The following is a 17,603-nucleotide window of genomic DNA, read 5'->3' as shown; positions in this document are numbered from 1 at the left end:
CTCTGGGGGCAAAAAGCAGCTGGCACCGCTGAAATCCGATGTTTCGGTTCAGCGGTGCCAGCTGCTTTTGTGAAGCGAACTTTTGCGGAAGAGCTTCGACTGACCAAGCAAAAGCTTGCTGCTGTGTTAGTCCTGCGTTAGCGCGTACGCTACTAGGTTAGCGCCCATACGTAGCGCAGCTTCATGGGTGGCGGGTGGGTCTTCGTAGGTGCCTACGTCTTCCCAGCCGTTGCCCAAGTCGCACTCAAACGTGTAGAAGCACACCAGCCGTCCTTTGTAGAGCAAGCCAAAGCCTTGAGGGCGTTTGCCTTCGTGCTCGTGCACTTTCGGTAGGCCTTTGGGGAAGTCGAACTTTTGGTGGTAGATAGGGTGAGAGAAGGGTAATTCTACAAACTCCAGCTCGGGGAATACCTTCTTCATTTCGGGGCGAATGAACTTGTCGAGGCCGTAATTGTCATCAATGTGCAGGAAGCCGCCACCGGTGAGGTAGCGCCGCAGATTTTTAGCCTCAGCATCGGTAAAAACGACGTTGCCGTGGCCCGTCATGTGGACGAACGGATACGTAAACAGTTCGGGGTTGTCAAGTTCCACCGTCGCTTCTTCGGGTGCGATGTTGGTTTTTAGCGTCTGATTACAGAACTGAATCAGGTTGGGTAGGCTCGTTTTGTTGGCGTACCAGTCGCCACCGCCGCCGTAGTGCAACTTGGCAATGCGGAAGCTGGGAGCCACGGGGGCCGCCGCCGTAGCAAAGAGCAGGAGGAAAACTAAAAGGGCGTTTTTGAGCATAGGTGGTGGCGGTAGTTGGTAATCGATACCTCTACAAAGTAACGGCTAAGTAGGAAAGTTCGATATTTACTCCTCCGCATGTCGTCTGCTGTAGTCCAAGCTTATATATTCATGCCTGCAAATATCTATTTCACTGCTATTAAACCTTCGCAGAGTTTCAGCGAGTACGTCTAGTCGAGGATAATTTATAAACATATTACCGGCAGAAATTTGCAATCATGACTGCTACTAGCGCGGCGGTTTCCGTGCGCAGTCGCGATTCGCCGAGCGTGACAGGCTGTATGCCCCGTGCTAAGGCAGCTTGAATTTCGGCCGGGGTGAAGTCGCCCTCTGGACCAATCAGTATGCAGCAATTTGCCCCCCGCGCTGCTACCTCCGACAAAGCTGTGCGCTCACCTTCAGCCAGATGCGCGATAAAGCCGGTGGCTGGTTCCAATGCAGAAATAAAAGCGGAATAATCGGTGAGCTCATCTAGCTGCGGCAGCCACGCTTGGCCCGACTGTTTCAGGGCGCTTACTGCAATTTTCTCCAGCCGGTCTAGTTTCAGCTCGCGGCGTTCGGAGCGGGCGCAACGCAGGAAAGTGAGGCGGTCGAGCCCAATTTCGGTGGCTTTTTCCACTAGCCACTCCATGCGGTCTAGGTTCTTGGTAGGCGCTACCGCTAGGTGCACTGCGTAAGCGCGACGCGGCACGCGCTGCTCACTAATTACGCGCAGAAGGCAGCGTTTGGGGTTTGCATCTGCTACTTCTGCCTGGAAAATGCCCCCCACACCATCCACCAATTCCACGGCGTCGCCAAGGGAGAGGCGCAATACGCGAACGGCATGTTTGCTTTCATCTTCGGGCAGGAGGTACGTGGCCGCAGCTAGATTGGGGGCGTAAAAAGTGTGAGGCATGCGGCAAAGATACTGGGATGCTCCCCTGAAATGAGAAACCCCACTGAACGGAGCCAGCAGGGTTTATGAATAGAGGTCAGACGTTATTACTTAGGAAACCAAAACCAAAACGCACGTTTAGTTAAACGCCTTGTTCAGCATTCCCGCCAGGCGCACACCTGCTTGGGTGATACGCTCCTTCATCAGGTCGGCGTGAGCGGGGTAGTAACGATAATCGACGTCGGCGTTGTTGGGTGTTTCCTGATAGATCTGATTGCTCGCCTGATAGGATTCCCAGAGCCACTGCTCTGGTCCCGCAGCCTGCATCTTCCGAATTACCCGGCCCCGCAGCTTGGCATCATAAGCAGTAGCCATTTCGGTGTAGGTGAGGCCTTGGTAATCAAGCAAGCCACTGTCCCAAAGGCTATGCAAGTTGGTATCCTTGCCACGATATTTCAACTTAATATCGTTGCCGCCTTTATCCTCCGCGTGGCCCGCATGTAGTGGCTGGTGCACATCACCCACCAAGTGTACCACATACTTCAAGGCCGCCACCCGATCAGCTTGCGGCTTGCTTTTATCCTTTAGAATAGCCAACTGCGCCAGCATGGCGTTGTAAGCGTTTGGAACGGTTTGGGCCTTGAGCTGCTGGATGTATTGGTCTTGGTTGAGGCCGCTGGGCGTATTTACATAATGCCAGGGCGCCGTTTCCTTGAACTCAGGGTAGTAGCGCACTTCATCAGGCCAGGTACTGACCATCGTCAGCGTTTCCGTATTTAGCAGTTTTTGAATTTCACGCTTGGCGCGACGGGAGAGGTGCTGTTCGGCAATTTTGCCCACGGCCCGGTGCCCATCCGCGCCCCACGCCCATAGGCTGAAAGGGGTGAGGAGAAGCAGGAGCAGCGGTAGAAGGCGCTTACGCATGACGCTTAGGATAGAATGGTTGAATCGGGAAGTAAAACTAGCAGGTTTGCATGATATGCAAGAAAAAGCCCCCCAGTACACGACTGGGGGCTTTTTACAAAACAAGTGTTGCGGCTTTACACGCCGGCTTCCACAGCTACTTTAGGAGCGCCCGCCAGAATTTCCTCATTCGCGAAATCGGCGTACTTCTTAAAGTTGGTTACAAATTTCTCGGCCAAAGAGGCAGCCGTTTTATCATACGCTTCCTTGTCAACCCAGGTGTTGCGTGGTTCCAAAATTTCGGTTGGCACGCTAGGGACTGAGGCTGGTACTTCCACCCCGAAGATGGGGTGCTTAGTGAACTCCACGTTATTTAGGTCGCCGTTGAGTGCGGCCGTAATCATGGCGCGCGTGTAGCTCAGCTTCATGCGTGAGCCGGTGCCGTAGCTGCCGCCGGTCCAGCCAGTATTGATCAGCCACACATTCACGTCGGGATGCTCGTCCATTTTCTGGCCCAGCATCTCCGCATACTTCGTGGGGTGAAGGGGTAAGAAAACAGCGCCAAAGCAAGCCGAGAACGTCGTCTGTGGCTCTGTAACGCCCATTTCAGTGCCTGCTACCTTTGCCGTGTAGCCCGACATGAAGTGGTACATGGCGTGGCTCTTATCCAGCTTGCTGATGGGGGGCAAAACGCCGAACGCATCAGCCGTCAGGAAGAAGATATTCTTTGGTGAATCGGCTACCGATGGCTCAATGGCGTTGTCGATAAAGTTGATGGGATAAGCCGTGCGGGTGTTCTCCGTCACCGACTTATTGGCATAATCAACAGTGTGCGTGCCGGGAATAAAGCGCGTGTTCTCGACGATAGCCCCGAACTTGATTGCATCCCAGATCTGCGGCTCCTTTTCGCGGCTCAGGTCAATGACTTTTGCGTAGCAGCCACCTTCAAAGTTGAAGATGCCCTCGTTGGGAGTCCAGCCGTGCTCGTCGTCGCCGATGAGGCCGCGGTTCGGGTCAGCGGAAAGGGTGGTTTTTCCAGTGCCCGATAGGCCGAAGAAAATGGCTGCGTCGCCATCCTGGCCCACGTTAGCGGAGCAGTGCATCGGTAGCGTGTTCTGCTCGTGCGGCAGCAAGTAGTTGAGTACGCCGAAGATGCCTTTTTTCATCTCGCCAGCGTAGCCAGTGCCGCCGATGAGAATCATTTTCTTGGTGAAGTTCAGAATGGCAAAGTTGGGCTGACGGGTGCCGTCTACGGCTGGATCGGCCTCGAAGCCGGGCGCGCAGATGATGCTAAAGTCAGGCGTCCAGGTAGTATCCTCGCCCTCAGCGGGGCGCAGGAACATATTGTAGCAGAAGAGGTTATGCCAAGCCAGCTCGTTTACGACGCGCAGATTCAGGCGGTAGTCAGGGTTGGCGCCAGCATAGGCCTCGCGCACGTAAATTTCTTTATCGGCCAGGTATTGCACCATCTTCTCCTGAAGCTGGTCAAATTTGTCAGCATCGAAGGGAATGTTGATATCGCCCCACCACACGCTGTCCTGCGTGTTGGCGTCCTTTACTACGAAGCGGTCTTTGGGCGAGCGGCCAGTGAACTTGCCAGTATCGGCCATGAGCGCGCCAGTGTCAGTGAGCGTGCCTTCGCCGCGGCGAAGGGCTTCTTCCACCAGTTCGGCGGGGGTGAGGTTCAAGTGTACCTTAGCCGCCTGGGTAAAACCGAGGGGCTGAAGGCGATGAAGAGCGTGGGTGGCGGTGTCCATCATAAGCCGATAAACAATAAATGGGGTGGGTGGGAAATGGGAATTCTTAGAACAAAAGTAGTCAAAAAACCGAGTGAGCCACGGCTGTGCTGTGTTTTGCTAAGGCACGAGCGAAAATTCGCTATGCTGTTGCTGAAGTAATACTTCCTCGGGGGGCAAAAGTTGGCAGTTGCGAAACTTTTGTAGCTTTACAAACCCCCGACCGCTGTTTCGGGTCGGTTTCTCTTCCACCTCCATCTTACTCATCTTTTACATGCAATCAGCCTCCGTCGTGCCCGAACAGCCACCGGTTGCCGCACAGCAAGGACATCCAAAGGCACTGTATCTGCTCTTCTTTACTGAACTGTGGGAACGGTTTAGTTACTACGGTATGCGGGGCTTGCTGACACTGTACCTGACCAAGACTATCCTGGCTGGTGGTTTGGAAGTACCCGCCGCAACCGCCACTCTTATATACGGGTATTTCACTGGTTTCGTGTACTTTACTCCCATCATTGGAGGCTGGATTGCCGACCGTTTTATCGGGCAGCGCCGCGCAATTCTTATTGGCGGTACTTTGATGGCCCTGGGTCAGTTCTCGTTATTCTCTACTACTCCTGGTAGTCCGGCTGTGGCATTTGGCCTGCCGCTGACTACGTGTCTGGGCTTGCTGCTGCTCATCATTGGCAATGGCTTCTTTAAGCCTAATATCTCCACGCTGGTAGGCCAGCTCTACGAGCAAGGCGACCCGCGCCGCGACTCGGCGTTCACTATTTTCTACATGGGCATCAACATTGGTGCCTTCCTCGCGCCGCTGGTGTGCGGCTATTTTGCCGAAGACTTATTCGCTACCAAGACCGTCGTTGATGGCGTGGAGCAGGTGAGCAATTACGGTTTCCGCTATGGCTTCCTGGCCGCTGGTCTAGGCATGGTACTGGGTCAGATCATCTTCAACTTATTTGCCCCCCGCTTGCTCGGCCCCATTGGCTTGGCTCCAGTGAAAGTGGTAAAGGACAAAAACGCGCCGAAAGAGACCTTGTCGAAAGAAGAAACCGACCGCATGGCGGTAATCTTCATTATCACGCTATTCGTTGTGTTCTTCTGGGCTGGCTTCGAGCAGGCTGGTAGCTCCCTAACCTTGTACACAGACAGCTATATCGACCGTGAGGTGTTTGGCTACCTGATTCCAACTTCCTGGTTCCAGTCGGTGAATCCGCTGTTTATCGTGGCGCTGGCACCTATTGTCGCCAGCATATGGCTGAGCTTAGGCCGTAAGGGCAAAGACTTGAGCATCCCCGTAAAAATGGGTTTGGGAATGGTCCTGTTGGGTATGGGCTTCCTGTTTATGGTAGGCGCCGTAATGGAGCGCGGCGGTGACGTGAGCGATACGACGGTGAAAGCCAGTATCCTCTGGCTGCTTGCTACCTACTTCTTCCATACCATCGGCGAGCTGTGTTTGTCACCCATCGGCCTTTCCATGGTAACGCGCCTAGCCCCGATCAGCTACACCTCCGCGCTCATGGGCGTGTGGTTCCTAGCTCCCTTCGTGGCACAGATTGCGGGTGGCTATATCGCTGCTTATGTTGAAGAGCTTGGTGCTTTGAAAGTATTCGGCCTTATTGCTGGTTTCGTCATTCTAGCTGGTTTGATTCTAATTGCCATTGCTAAGAAGCTGTTCCACATGATGCACGGCCGCGGAAATTAACTTATGTATTTAAAAAAAGCCCCCAGATCCAATCTGGGGGGCTTTTTTGTGTGAATTTCTTTACCCTTTAAGCTCATAAGTGCGCTCGGATAGTTAATAAGCATATCCAGTCTTAACCCAGAATTATTCCTGCTATGGGCAAAGGGTAGGTAAAGGGAATAACATGCTGATAGTATTAATAGTCTTCATCCTCTAATATCATGCGTGTCAGGTAATTCTTCTTGTAATGGAGAGTTAATTTGATCAAACGTATCAATGAATAAGCGCATGCACTTGAGCCCAGTCCGGGTCAAATTAGTGAGTTCATAATATCGAGATCCTACCTGCACTTCAAGTGTTTTGCGTCGACCTACCTCAACGAGATTTCCGTTCAATACTAGACCTCGCCCGTTTACTCCTAACACTTTAAACTGCACATGTAAAGTTGGCATCACTGGCTCCTGATGAGTATCAATCGTGCGAATGCGGTTAAGCAAACCCCATACTTTACTTTGCTCTGGTGTTAATTGCTCCAGCCGCCACCGGTCCACATATTTGGTAGCCTGGTTTCTAATACCATTAGCATATCGCCACTTGCCGTGGTAAAAAGTAAGTTGCTGGTATGCTTGCAAAAAGGTCCAGAAGGATCTCCTAACCTTAGTCTCATCCGTTTCTATGCGGTCAGGACCTGAAACCGGTTTGTAGTCCAATGCCTCATAATCAATAACGGCAGCAACTTCGGCTGCCCAAGCATACTTCTCTTCCATACCCGCTCGGGCAATAGCAGCATCCATAAAAGAAATAAGTCGGTTACAGATATTGTACTTTAGATACTGACTGCTAAGCATACTCACAAAGGAGCAGTAACATACAAATAAAGCCCCCAGAACATGTCCGGGGGGCTTTTTACTTGTTAAGCGAACAGCTAAGTTAGCTGCGCGGCTGATCTTACATCATGCCGCCCATGCCACCCATACCGCCCATGCCACCGGCACCGCCAGCAGCAGCTTTCTCATCTTCTGGCTCATCCGAGATAACGCACTCAGTGGTCAGGAGCAAGCCGGCGATAGATGCGGCATTCTCCAGAGCTAAGCGAGTTACTTTCGTTGGGTCGAGGATACCAGCAGCCATCAGATTCTCATAGCGGTCTTCGCGGGCGTTATAGCCGTAGTCGCCTGAGCCTTCACGCACCTTCTGTACGACCACCGAGCCTTCGCCACCGGCGTTGCCTACGATGCAGCGCAGCGGAGCTTCCAGCGCCGTGCGGATGATATTTACACCCGTACGCTCGTCGCCGTTCAACGTGTCAACAGCAGCCAGCGATTCGATAGCGCGCACCAAAGCAACGCCACCACCAGGTACTACGCCTTCTTCAACGGCAGCGCGAGTTGCGTGCAAGGCATCGTCAACGCGGTCTTTCTTCTCCTTCATCTCTACTTCCGTAGAAGCACCGATGTACAGGATAGCTACACCACCCGACAACTTAGCCAAACGCTCCTGCAGCTTCTCCTTGTCGTAGTCCGACGTGGTCGTCTGAATCTGAGCTTTGATTTCGTTGATGCGGGCCGTGATGGTAGCCTTCTCACCTTTACCATTGACGATGGTTGTGTTGTCCTTGTCAATGATAATTTTCTCAGCCGTACCTAGGTACTCAATCGTAGCGCTGTCAAGCTTGTAGCCGCGCTCTTCCGAAATCACGGTACCACCAGTCAACACAGCGATGTCTTCCAACATTGCCTTACGACGGTCGCCGAAACCAGGAGCCTTAACGGCTGCAATCTTCAACGAACCACGCAGCTTATTAACTACTAGCGTAGCCAAAGCCTCGCCGTCCACATCTTCTGAGATGATAACCAACGGCTTACCAGTCTGAACTACCTGCTCCAATACGGGCAGCAGCTCTTTCATGGTGCTTACTTTCTTATCGTAGATCAGAACGTAAGGGTTTTCCAACTCCACTTCCATCTTCTCCGGATTGGTCACGAAGTAAGGGGAGAGGTAGCCGCGGTCGAACTGCATGCCTTCTACCGTTTTTACTTCGGTCTCCGTGCCACGCGCTTCTTCTACCGTGATAACGCCTTCTTTGCCTACTTTGTCCATGGCATCGGCAATCATCTGACCGATTTCCGAGTCATTGTTGGCCGAAATAGTACCTACCTGGGCAATCTCCGAAGAGTTCTCAATCTTCTTCGACTGCGCCTTCAGGTTAGCAACAACAGCGTGTACTGCCTTGTCGATGCCACGCTTCAGGTCCATTGGGTTGGCACCAGCAGCTACGTTCTTCGAACCAGCTGTATAGATAGCCTGCGCCAGTACAGTAGCGGTAGTAGTACCGTCACCAGCTTGGTCAGCGGTCTTAGAAGCAACTTCTTTTACCAACTGAGCACCCATGTTTTCTACGGGGTCAGTCAGTTCAATTTCTTTAGCTACAGTTACACCGTCCTTAGTGATGGTGGGTGCGCCGAATTTCTTATCGATAACCACGTTGCGGCCTTTTGGGCCGAGGGTTACTTTCACGGCGTTAGCCAGCTTATCTACGCCGCGCTTTAGCTTGTCGCGGCCGTCGGTATCAAATTGGATGTTCTTAGCCATCTTATTTTAAATAGAGAGGTAATTCTGGAAAAGAAAAGGAAACCCTACAGAACGGCGAAAATGTCAGACTCACGCATGATGAGGTAATCTTCCCCATCCACGGTGATCTCAGTGCCGGCGTACTTACCATAGAGCACTTGGTCGCCCACTTTTACCTGAGGAGCAATGAGGGTACCACTGTCGGCTACTTTGCCTTCGCCTATGGCCACTACTTCGCCGCGCTGGGGCTTTTCCTTAGCCGTATCGGGGATAATAATGCCCGACTTGGTTTTTTCCTCGGCGGCGGCTGGCGCGATAATTACGCGGTCGGCCAGCGGTTTCATGCTAAGTGACATATTGTACGTTTTGGTTGAAAGATGTTGAGTGAATAAACCCGTGCGCCGTTCCCGACACTTCTTATGCCAGCCCACTCAAACCTGACATAATGGTCGTTAAAGTGAACTTTTTGGGGCCCTATACCAAAGTTTTGCTGCCAAACGTGTCAGGTCTGTCGAAACCTGACACATTGAGAAAGGCATAAAAAAACCGATGGCTTTCAAGCAGAAAGCCATCGGTGATAGGGTTGAGGATAAGAGCAGCGAAGCCTTACTGGTTGCCGGTTGTTGAAGCTGGGGCGGGAGCCGGAGTTGTAGTAGACTGTTGAGCGGGGGCAGATGCTGCCCGCTCATTAGGAGTGGCCGTGCCGGAGGCTGCAGGAGCCGTAGCACCTGGAGCACTAGCGCCTGGAGCCGTAGGAGCTGGAGTAGCAGGGAGTTGCGTTTGAAGCGCGCGCTCTTGGTTGATGCTGCGGGCCGGGCCATTATCACCGCCACCAATAATCATGTGGGTTCCAAGCGTAAGAACCATTAACCCTAGGGCGAAGCCCCAAGTCAAGCGCTCCAATAGGTCTCCGGTGCGCTTTACGCCCATCAGATTGGCAGCTCCGCCAGAACCGAACTGGTTCGACAGTCCGCCACCCTTTGGGTTTTGGGCTAATACAACGAGGGCTAGAAGCAAGCAAACAAAAATAATCAGGGCAATCAGGGCAATATACATCTACTCGAAGGTTTGCAATTGTTGAATTTGGTCGGCAAAATACGCCTTTTTTTCCGGCTGGCGCACCATCAGCCGTTCATATATTTCGATAGCCTTACCGATTTTGCCCTGCCGCGCCAGAATGCGAGCCAAGCTTTCTGAGGCCAAACTGGGCTCTGCAAGCGTACTACGCACCGATAAATCCGCCTGCGCTTCAGTGGTCGGGGGAAGCGGTAAAGGTGCTCTAAAGCGGGGCTTGCTGCGCAAAAACTTGTCAATCAAATCAATGCTGGTTGGCACGGGCGGCGGTACGGGCTGGTGCTGCTTTAAGTGCTGAAGCAGTAAGGCATCAGGCTCGAAAAACGCGCTGGGGGGCAAATCTAGACTGTACTCGTCGTGCGCTTGCAGACAGAAACCCAGGCGACTACCTAATCCCGGCGCATAGCCAACTTCCTCATCAGACCAGAAAGGAGGGATGGCAACAATTTGTTTAGCAGCAGCTTTCTCAACCTCGAATAGATTATAAGTCGGAACAGGTAGTGTTTGCGTCAGACCAAACTCGAAGCGGGAGATGCCAACTTCCGCCGGAGGACGGATTGGCGGTGGTAGTAGCGGCAATTCCTCCTCGGTCAGTTCAGTTTCAGGTTCCGCCTCTGATGCGTTAGTTACCGGAAGATCTGCTGTTTCTACTTTCAGATCCGCAAGCTCTCCAAGAGGCTCTTCTACAGATAGTTCAGTCTCTTCTGGGGCAGGTGATTCCATCTCCGAAGCAACTACATTAACTTCGGTGCTCGTCTCTACGAACTCTTTCTCAAGTAGGGCGTCTACCTCCGTAGCGGGTTCAGAAGTTTGCTCCGAGAATTCGTTTGCAACCTCGCCGTATTGAGATTGCGCTACTTCAGGTTGTTCCTCAATAGTCGCATGGGACGAAGTTGCTACCGTATTATCCAGCAATACTGCTTCTGAAGTGAGTATTGCTGTTGCTACACGTTCCTCTCTTATTACAATAAAAGCAGAAGATTCTTCTTTACTATCGGACTCCTCAGGAGTAAGAGTATTAGCAAGTAGCTGATTATCTATTGGTTGTAATTCAGTATTGTCAGTGTCGGTAGTGACAGCAGCTTGTAGTAATTCTAGTTCATCGGGAGTGTTGTCATCATGCGTAGGATGAACCGTAGTTGGAAGATGGGCTCGTGATTCGGTATCAACTGGAGCCACAGTCGCAGGCACAAAAGCTTCTACGGGCGGCAGCGGCGCGGGCAACTCAATGAGGGCGCGTAGCTGCTGCCGATCTACGGCGTAGGTGGCGGCGCGGCGCAGGCGCTGGGCTGCCAGCATACTGCCCCGATCATGGGCAGCTTTTGCCAGCAGTAGATGGGCGGTCTGGCAGTACGGAAAAGTAGCCGCTAACTGCTCCAACTCCTGAACTTCCGTCTCCGAAATGCCCCCCAAATTGTCCAGAATATGCAGCAGCGAGGCGCGGGTCATGATGTGCGGTACTAATTATGAGTTGGCTGAGGATGGGTGTTCAGCTTAAAAATGGCGGCAATTTCGAAAAGGACCCAGCTAAGCCAGCCTTGTTTTGAGCCGACAACAATACGGCAATTTATTTTCTAAACAGGCGCCGTAGTGTGGCTACCGAGCCCGCCAGTAGGGTAATTACCAGTTAGCTACCGACTTATTAAAAACGTCGGTGATAATGTTGTTAGTAATGACACGGACGCGCGGGTCATTATTAATCGTGGTGATGTCTTCCGTGGCCGAGAAGCTGTCGCTGCTCTGGAAGGTTTGCTCCAAGTCCTGCAAAGGGTCTTTGGTGTTCACGAATTTCACCTGTACCTGAATCGTCAGCCGGTTTTGGCCAGCCTGGTCGATATTTCCTTCGCGCTGAATGGCAGCAGGGGCGAAATCGTAAGCCGTAATGGCACCTTCAAATTGTAGGTCGCCATCGCGGGGCACGAGTTTCAGCGTGGTATTACGCTGAAAATAGTCCTTGAAATCCTCCGTAAAGCGCTGAGCCAGAAAGGACGGACCGTTGCTGGCGTTGTTCTGAAACGTTGCTATGGAGATGGTTTTTACTGCGGGATCGATGTTAGTTCCTGTAAAGGAATACACGCTACAACCAGCCAACAGAAACAGAAAAAAGCCCCCCAGTAGCCAGCCAGTCAATCGGTTAGAGCTGCTCGAGATCATACTGCTTGAGTTTGCGGTATAAGGTGCGCTCCGAAATACCCAGGTCGTGGGCAGCGTATTTACGCTTGTTATGGTGCTTCTTGAGCGCCTTCATAATCATTTCCTTTTCCTTTGCCTCCAGCGACAATGTTTCCTCTTCCGTTTCGTGCGGAATATCTTCCACCCGTTGGGCTTCATCGTCGTAGGTTAGTTCCTCGTCGCTGTCGTTTAAATCACTAACGGGACGTGGGGAAATAAAGTACTCGCTAGCAGCTTCGGTAGGAGCAGGACGATTCAGGCGGCCACCTTCATAAGAAGATGCCACATTCAGATTATTGAAAAGATGGCTGTTTTGCCGTAGTAGCTCCTGCGCCTCGGCAGGGCGCTGACCAGCTGCCAAGTCCAAAACCAACTTTTTTAAGTCGGTCATGTCGCGCCGCATATCAAACAGCACTTTGTACAGCAGGTCGCGCTCCGAGTACGTGTTATTTGCACCTAAACCATCGGGGCTAGCGGCGCTAAGCAGCATGGGCAAACGGCTGCTCTGGTCGGCCGGCAAATACTGACGTAAGCGGGCCGCATCTAGCTCGCGCTCCATTTCCAACACCGACATCTGCTCGGCAATATTCTTCAACTGCCGGATGTTGCCCGGAAACCGGAAGCGCTGCAAATCAGCAATAGCATCAGGGGTAAGGCTAATCGGCTTTACGCGATAGCGTTCAGCGAAGTCAGTTGCAAACTTTCTGAATAATAGGTAGATATCATCGCCTCTTTCACGTAGTGGTGGAACTGTGATAGGTACCGTATTAAGACGATAATAGAGGTCTTCGCGGAAGCGGCCTTCACGTACAGCGTCCAGTAAATTCACGTTGCTAGCCGCCACCACACGCACGTCTGTCTTCTGCACCTTGCTGGCACCTACCCGAATGAATTCGCCATTTTCAAGAACGCGCAGCAAGCGGGCTTGGGTACCCAGCGGCATTTCCCCAATTTCATCGAGGAACATAGTGCCGCCATTCGTTACCTCAAAGTATCCCTTGCGTGCCTCATTGGCACCTGTAAACGAACCCTTCTCGTGCCCAAAAAGCTCGGAATCGATGGTGCCTTCAGGAATGGCACCGCAGTTAATAGCAATGAATTGTCCATGCTTGCGGGGTGAAAGGGCATGGATAATTTTGGAAAAGGATTCCTTACCTGAGCCGCTTTCCCCCGAAATAAGCACGGTCATGTCGGTGGGCGCCACTTGGGCAGCCACCTGAATGGCATAGTTCAGCGCCGGCGCATTGCCAATGATGCCAAACCGTTGTTTGATGGATTGTATTTCGCTGGGAGTCAAAATCAGTAGGTAGGTTTTCGTTAAAGGACGAAAATCGGCCGCATTTACTTTAGCTATTGAATAGCCCCTGCATTGATAAGGGCCATTTCCTACGCTTAGATGGCGTTGCCGAATAAGGTGCTAGCAGTGCAGTCGTGCACCAGCACGTTCACATAATCGCCTTTCTGGAAGGTTTGTTTTGGGAAGAGGACCACTTTGTTTTGGTCGTTGCGACCGCTCAGAAACTCATCAGAGCGCTTGGAAAAGCCTTCGACTAACACCTTGTGTACTTGCCCAATAGCGCGTTGATTGCGGATGAGATTATGCTTCTGCTGAACCGCAATGACTTCGGCCAGGCGTCGCTTTTTTACCTCCAGCGGCACATCATCTTCCAACTTGCGAGCGGCCAGGGTGCCGGGGCGCTCCGAGTAGAAGAACATATAAGCCATATCGTACTGCACTTGCTCCATCAGGCTCAGCGTATCCTGATGCTCCTCCTCCGTTTCCGAGCAGAAACCCGAAATCATATCGGTGCTGATGGCACAGTCGTCGCCCAGAATGCGGCGGATGGCCTGTACCCGATCTTCGTACCACGCGCGGTCATACGTGCGATTCATCAGCTTGAGTACCCGGGAGTTACCACTTTGGGCAGGCAAGTGAATGTAGTTGCAGATGTTATCGTACCGAGCCATGGTGTACAATACCTCATCGGTAATATCCTTGGGGTGAGACGTGGAAAAGCGCACCCGTAACTCGGGGCTCAGCAAAGCCACACGCTCTAGTAGTTGGGCGAAGTTTACTTGCTCCAAGCCATCTTCAGAAGCCCATTTGTAGCTGTCTACGTTCTGGCCCAGCATGGTAACTTCCTTGTAACCGGCGGCAAGTAAGTCGCGACACTCCTGCACGATGCTGTGCGCATCGCGGCTGCGCTCGCGGCCACGGGTGAAGGGCACGACGCAGAAGGAGCACATGTTGTCGCAGCCGCGCATGATGCTCACGAAGGCTGATACTCCGTTGGAGTTCAGGCGTACCGGCGTGATATCGGCGTACGTTTCCTCACGGGAAAGCAGCACGTTCACTGCTTTTTGCCCCCCATCTACTTCCTGAATCAGGCGGGGCAAGTCACGGTACGCATCAGGCCCTACCACGAGGTCTACAATCTTTTCCTCTTCTAAGAACTTGGTTTTCAGGCGCTCAGCCATGCAGCCGAGCACGCCAACCAGCAAGCCGGGGTTGCGCTTCTTATGTCCGTTAATCTGTGAAAGGCGCATGCGCACCGTCTGCTCGGCTTTTTCCCGAATAGAGCAGGTGTTAAGCAACACCAAATCAGCGCCTTCTAGTTGTTCTGTGGTGTCAAATCCTTCCTGAAATAGGATAGAGGACACGATTTCAGAGTCAGAAAAATTCATCTGACAACCATAGCTTTCAATATAAAGCTTGCGCTGCCGGCCAGTGCTGGTAGCGGCGCTAACCCGAACCTCACCGCTTGGCGTATGAGCGTGATCCGCAGGGGCGGTGGGAGCCGGAGTATCTAGAAAGTCGAGAGTAAGAATGGGCTGCGACATAGCGGTCAAACACGAATAAGGAGGGCAAAGGTAGGCCTTTTAAGCTTAAAATGACAGAATGGCAGAGATTAGAATGCGTAAGATTTGGGCTCTTTTTGCAAAGAGCACTCACCTAAAAACAATCGATTGTGCCCTGTCGTGCATCAGGCTGCTAAACAATCTGAGCGCCTAAAACCTCCAGCATCGCCTTTGCCTTTAAAAGGCACTCATCATATTCAAGCTCCGGAACTGAATCGTAGGTGATGGCTGAGCCAACCTGGAAAGAGAGGTAACCCGTGGCGACGTTGAATTGAAGGCTGCGAATGACCACGTTGAAATCGAAGTCGCCGGAGGGCCAGATAACGCCGAGGCTGCCACTGTAAAGGCCCCGGCGGCTATGCTCATACTGCTCAATGAGTTGCATGGCCCTGATCTTGGGGGCGCCCGTCATAGAACCCATCGGGAAAGTGGCACGCAGGATGTCGACAAAGTCGCATTCGGGCCGGGCCTGGGCTTGCACGGTGGAAATCATCTGCCAGACGTGGCGGAAGCTGTAAAGGCCGAATAGCTCAGGCACTTGCACCGAACCGGTAACAGCCACTCGGGCAAGGTCGTTGCGCACCAGATCCACAATCATTAGGTTCTCAGCTTGTTCTTTCTCATTGTGGCGCAACTGCTGTCGCAATTCTTCATCTTCCTCAGCTGTCAGGCCACGGCGGATTGTGCCTTTAATAGGTTGAGAAAGAAGTACATCGTGTTGCTGCCGCAGAAAGCGCTCGGGCGACGCACATAGTAAGTACCGATCCTGCCATTTATAGAACCCAGCAAAAGGGGTAGGCGACGCCGCATTAAGCTGTAGGAAGGAGGAAACAGGCTCAATAGCAATGTTCTCAGCGTAAAACTCCTGACAGAGATTTAGCTCGTATACTTCGCCATTCAGAATGTCTTCCTGAATAGCTGCTACGGCCGCGAGGTACTCAGCTTTAGGCATTCGGGCACGCATTTGAGGCACCGAAGCTGTAGCATACGCTGGTACAGTAGTCGCTATAATTTCATCTAAAATGCTCCCCAAGCCGTGAACCTCTACCGAATCTGAACGCCAAATCAGCCAGCTTTCGGGCTCAAAAAAATGAAGACCAGGGAAAGATAAGCCATCGAAATGGTGGCTGTTGAGGTCTTCTATCTGATTCTTTAGTTCATAACTTAAAATACCGCAACGAGGAGCATCGGTAGGGCGCTTCAGCCAAGCTCTCAACTCACTTAGACTAGTAGGTGGCGGCGCGGTAGCAGCACGCACACCGAGCAGCCGTGAAAAAGCTCCCTGCGGATAATTTAGGTCATTAGATTCGTAATAGGCGCAGTACGCAAAGCGGGCAGCCCAATGCAAGGCTTTGGCCCGAAACTCAGCGGGCGTTATGGGCAAGCTAGACAGCGGAACGATTATCACAGGGCAAAAGTAAGGGTCGTGAACGCTTGTGGTCTTAACCAAGCTCCGCCAGAGCCACTTTAGCCTTCATATCTGTACTGTTTTTGTACTCGTGCTTGGGATACTGGAGCGCCTGCCGAAAGTATTTCCGAGCAAGTTCCGTCTGACCTGCCGATTGGTACAAATATCCAAGCTGCAAGGCAGCCTGGGGGGCAAAATAGTAGGGTGCCTGGCCTTTGGATAGCGCAATTGTGCGAGCGTAGAAGTACCGAGCCGAATCTAGTTGGTTGAGGCCATGATAGGCACGGGCGCGGCGGTAAGGCGCCTCTAATTGGTCGCGTAGCGTGCTTTTATTACTAGCATCAAACGATTTAAGTGTTGTGAGAGCTTCCTGATAATAGCCGCCATCAAGCTGGAGACGGGCGCGAGTGAGGACAGGATGCAGGGGGCTTTTTTCCTCAAAAAAACGCTGCGCATACGTGTCTTCTTCAACTACGGTGCGGCCGCCGGTAGCTATCTGCTGTCTGTACTGGGTAGCAGCAGAATGTTTGTCCCCAAGCCAAGCAGCCAGATAAAGCTTGAAAGCAGCCGCCTTCCGATAGTGCTGCCCGCGGTAAAGCTGTAAAAACTTCAGGTTTTCGCGTTCGGAAGCAGCAAACTGTCCCTGATAAAGCAGTAAGTCGGCCGCCATGTGGTGCAAATAGGCTACCGGCACATAAGCTGGGCCAGCGGGGCGCGCCTGGAAAGCGGCCAGAGCACGGTCAGTGCGGTGTAGCTTTTTGTTTTGGCTGATAACCAGGAAGGCAAGTAGTAAGTTGTCTGGCTGTTGCGCAGCCAAACGTGTAACTAGCTGGGTTGTTTCGCTGCTGCGCCGATAGTATGTTTCTTCTACCAAGGCCAAAATAAGCTGGCTTTCCAGCTGAAAATCGTGCGGCCGCTGGGCCGCCGCGCGTAAGTGCTGCAAGCCAGAGTCAACGCTGCCACTCAAACCAAGCAGCCGTAAAAACCAGCGGTAACCCTCAGGCAAGGAGCCGATAGCAAACTCCAACATACCCAGTGATTTGCGGGCTGGTAAAAAGTTTGGATAACGCTTCGCAACCCCTTGCATCTGCTGGTACGCTTGCCGCAGATTCCAGGCACCCTGAACTTCATGTTCAAAAACAACCTGTAGCACCGCCTGATGGAGCCGAAGCTGAGCGCCAGAGTAGTCACGCAGTGGGCCTTGGGGAGCTTTTTCTATCGTTTCCAGCCGCTGATTCTGCGCATCCAGCACGCCGGAGTAGCGCTTGGCATCTTGGCTGATTAGTATTTCCACCATCTCCAGACAATCAGTGACCAGCAGAGTGCCGGCGCTGTTTGGATCTTCCCCTCGTAGCAGGGCACGGGCGGCGGGCACGCGCAGTTTTATCACTTCAGCGTACGCACGGGCTTGTGGGGGTGTCAGCGTTGAAGGTGGCGGCAGGGTGGCCGATAATGATTGTAAAGGCTCACCAAGACAGGCACAAAGTGTAGCAGCAGACAACAGCAGCACTAAGAATAGTCTCTGCACTCCTCTGC

The 17,603-nt window shown here is 52.6% G+C and carries 15 protein-coding genes; 1 reads left to right on the top strand and 14 read right to left on the bottom strand.

Features of this window, described 5'->3' with window-relative positions; all coding sequences use genetic code 11:
• Positions 1 to 126 precede the first annotated feature (126 nt).
• The 4 genes from G7064_RS03525 to pckA form a co-directional block, all read right to left on the bottom strand.
• Entirely contained in the window at positions 127 to 786 is a 660-nt protein-coding gene (locus G7064_RS03525; protein WP_166072474.1) for a DUF4159 domain-containing protein, read from the bottom strand.
• A gap of 196 nt (positions 787 to 982) precedes the next feature.
• A complete protein-coding gene (locus tag G7064_RS03520) occupies positions 983 to 1,681 on the bottom strand; it encodes a 16S rRNA (uracil(1498)-N(3))-methyltransferase (protein ID WP_166072473.1) in 699 nt (232 codons plus the stop codon).
• Positions 1,682 to 1,798: 117 nt separating this feature from the next.
• On the bottom strand, positions 1,799 to 2,584 hold the full coding sequence (locus tag G7064_RS03515; protein WP_166072472.1) for a S1/P1 nuclease: 786 nt from the start codon (positions 2,582 to 2,584) through the stop codon (positions 1,799 to 1,801).
• A gap of 116 nt (positions 2,585 to 2,700) precedes the next feature.
• Positions 2,701 to 4,323: a phosphoenolpyruvate carboxykinase (ATP) gene (pckA, locus tag G7064_RS03510; protein WP_166072471.1), complete on the bottom strand. Its 1,623-nt coding sequence runs from the start codon at positions 4,321 to 4,323 to the stop codon at positions 2,701 to 2,703.
• Between the two features lie 250 nt (positions 4,324 to 4,573).
• Here pckA and G7064_RS03505 point away from each other — a divergent pair, with 250 nt between their 5' ends.
• Complete coding sequence (locus tag G7064_RS03505) at positions 4,574 to 6,004, top strand: peptide MFS transporter (RefSeq protein ID WP_166072470.1); 1,431 nt, start codon at positions 4,574 to 4,576, stop codon at positions 6,002 to 6,004.
• A 185-nt stretch (positions 6,005 to 6,189) separates the two neighbouring features.
• Here the strand turns inward: G7064_RS03505 and G7064_RS03500 are convergent, their stop codons facing one another.
• From G7064_RS03500 to G7064_RS03455, 10 genes are all read right to left on the bottom strand, one after another.
• Positions 6,190 to 6,777: a hypothetical protein gene (locus tag G7064_RS03500; protein WP_166072469.1), complete on the bottom strand. Its 588-nt coding sequence runs from the start codon at positions 6,775 to 6,777 to the stop codon at positions 6,190 to 6,192.
• 154 nt (positions 6,778 to 6,931) lie between these two features.
• Entirely contained in the window at positions 6,932 to 8,575 is a 1,644-nt protein-coding gene (groL, locus tag G7064_RS03495; protein ID WP_133272566.1) for a chaperonin GroEL, read from the bottom strand.
• Between the two features lie 44 nt (positions 8,576 to 8,619).
• Positions 8,620 to 8,910, bottom strand: coding sequence for a co-chaperone GroES (gene groES / locus G7064_RS03490; protein ID WP_166072468.1), 291 nt, complete (start codon positions 8,908 to 8,910; stop codon positions 8,620 to 8,622).
• A 250-nt stretch (positions 8,911 to 9,160) separates the two neighbouring features.
• Complete coding sequence (gene secG / locus G7064_RS03485; protein WP_133272568.1) at positions 9,161 to 9,610, bottom strand: preprotein translocase subunit SecG; 450 nt, start codon at positions 9,608 to 9,610, stop codon at positions 9,161 to 9,163.
• Complete coding sequence (locus tag G7064_RS03480; protein WP_166072467.1) at positions 9,611 to 11,077, bottom strand: hypothetical protein; 1,467 nt, start codon at positions 11,075 to 11,077, stop codon at positions 9,611 to 9,613.
• Between the two features lie 171 nt (positions 11,078 to 11,248).
• Positions 11,249 to 11,782 carry an LptE family protein gene (locus G7064_RS03475; RefSeq protein WP_240935705.1) on the bottom strand — a complete coding sequence of 178 codons (534 nt, stop codon included), beginning with the start codon at positions 11,780 to 11,782 and terminating at the stop codon, positions 11,249 to 11,251.
• Positions 11,763 to 13,100 (bottom strand): sigma-54 interaction domain-containing protein, encoded by a 1,338-nt coding sequence (locus G7064_RS03470; protein ID WP_166075026.1) that lies wholly within the window; start codon positions 13,098 to 13,100, stop codon positions 11,763 to 11,765. Before G7064_RS03470 ends, G7064_RS03475 begins: the two co-directional genes overlap by 20 nt.
• Positions 13,101 to 13,192: 92 nt before the next feature.
• Positions 13,193 to 14,641: a tRNA (N6-isopentenyl adenosine(37)-C2)-methylthiotransferase MiaB gene (miaB, locus tag G7064_RS03465; protein WP_166072466.1), complete on the bottom strand. Its 1,449-nt coding sequence runs from the start codon at positions 14,639 to 14,641 to the stop codon at positions 13,193 to 13,195.
• A gap of 151 nt (positions 14,642 to 14,792) precedes the next feature.
• Positions 14,793 to 16,067, bottom strand: coding sequence for an anthranilate synthase component I family protein (locus G7064_RS03460; RefSeq protein ID WP_240935704.1), 1,275 nt, complete (start codon positions 16,065 to 16,067; stop codon positions 14,793 to 14,795).
• Positions 16,068 to 16,101: 34 nt separating this feature from the next.
• Positions 16,102 to 17,457, bottom strand: coding sequence for a DUF3808 domain-containing protein (locus G7064_RS03455; RefSeq protein WP_166072465.1), 1,356 nt, complete (start codon positions 17,455 to 17,457; stop codon positions 16,102 to 16,104).
• Positions 17,458 to 17,603: the final 146 nt, after the last annotated feature.

This window comes from Hymenobacter sp. HDW8, assembly GCF_011305775.1.
Taxonomy (GTDB): Bacteria; Bacteroidota; Bacteroidia; order Cytophagales; family Hymenobacteraceae; genus Hymenobacter; species Hymenobacter radiodurans.
Note: the sequence above shows the minus strand (reverse complement) of the source record. Positions and strands in the feature narration are given on the sequence as shown.

Bases quoted from the DNA above. Each gene is read 5' to 3' on its own strand.
- G7064_RS03475 (WP_240935705.1), bottom strand. From the start codon at position 11,782: ATGATCTCGAGCAGCTCTAACCGATTGACTGGCTGGCTACTGGGGGGC.
- G7064_RS03520 (WP_166072473.1), bottom strand. From the start codon at position 1,681: ATGCCTCACACTTTTTACGCCCCCAATCTAGCTGCGGCCACGTACCTC.
- G7064_RS03500 (WP_166072469.1), bottom strand. From the start codon at position 6,777: ATGGATGCTGCTATTGCCCGAGCGGGTATGGAAGAGAAGTATGCTTGG.
- secG (WP_133272568.1), bottom strand. From the start codon at position 9,610: ATGTATATTGCCCTGATTGCCCTGATTATTTTTGTTTGCTTGCTTCTA.
- G7064_RS03480 (WP_166072467.1), bottom strand. From the start codon at position 11,077: ATGACCCGCGCCTCGCTGCTGCATATTCTGGACAATTTGGGGGGCATT.
- groES (WP_166072468.1), bottom strand. From the start codon at position 8,910: ATGTCACTTAGCATGAAACCGCTGGCCGACCGCGTAATTATCGCGCCA.
- G7064_RS03525 (WP_166072474.1), bottom strand. From the start codon at position 786: ATGCTCAAAAACGCCCTTTTAGTTTTCCTCCTGCTCTTTGCTACGGCG.
- G7064_RS03515 (WP_166072472.1), bottom strand. From the start codon at position 2,584: ATGCGTAAGCGCCTTCTACCGCTGCTCCTGCTTCTCCTCACCCCTTTC.
- miaB (WP_166072466.1), bottom strand. From the start codon at position 14,641: ATGTCGCAGCCCATTCTTACTCTCGACTTTCTAGATACTCCGGCTCCC.
- groL (WP_133272566.1), bottom strand. From the start codon at position 8,575: ATGGCTAAGAACATCCAATTTGATACCGACGGCCGCGACAAGCTAAAG.
- G7064_RS03505 (WP_166072470.1), top strand. From the start codon at position 4,574: ATGCAATCAGCCTCCGTCGTGCCCGAACAGCCACCGGTTGCCGCACAG.
- pckA (WP_166072471.1), bottom strand. From the start codon at position 4,323: ATGATGGACACCGCCACCCACGCTCTTCATCGCCTTCAGCCCCTCGGT.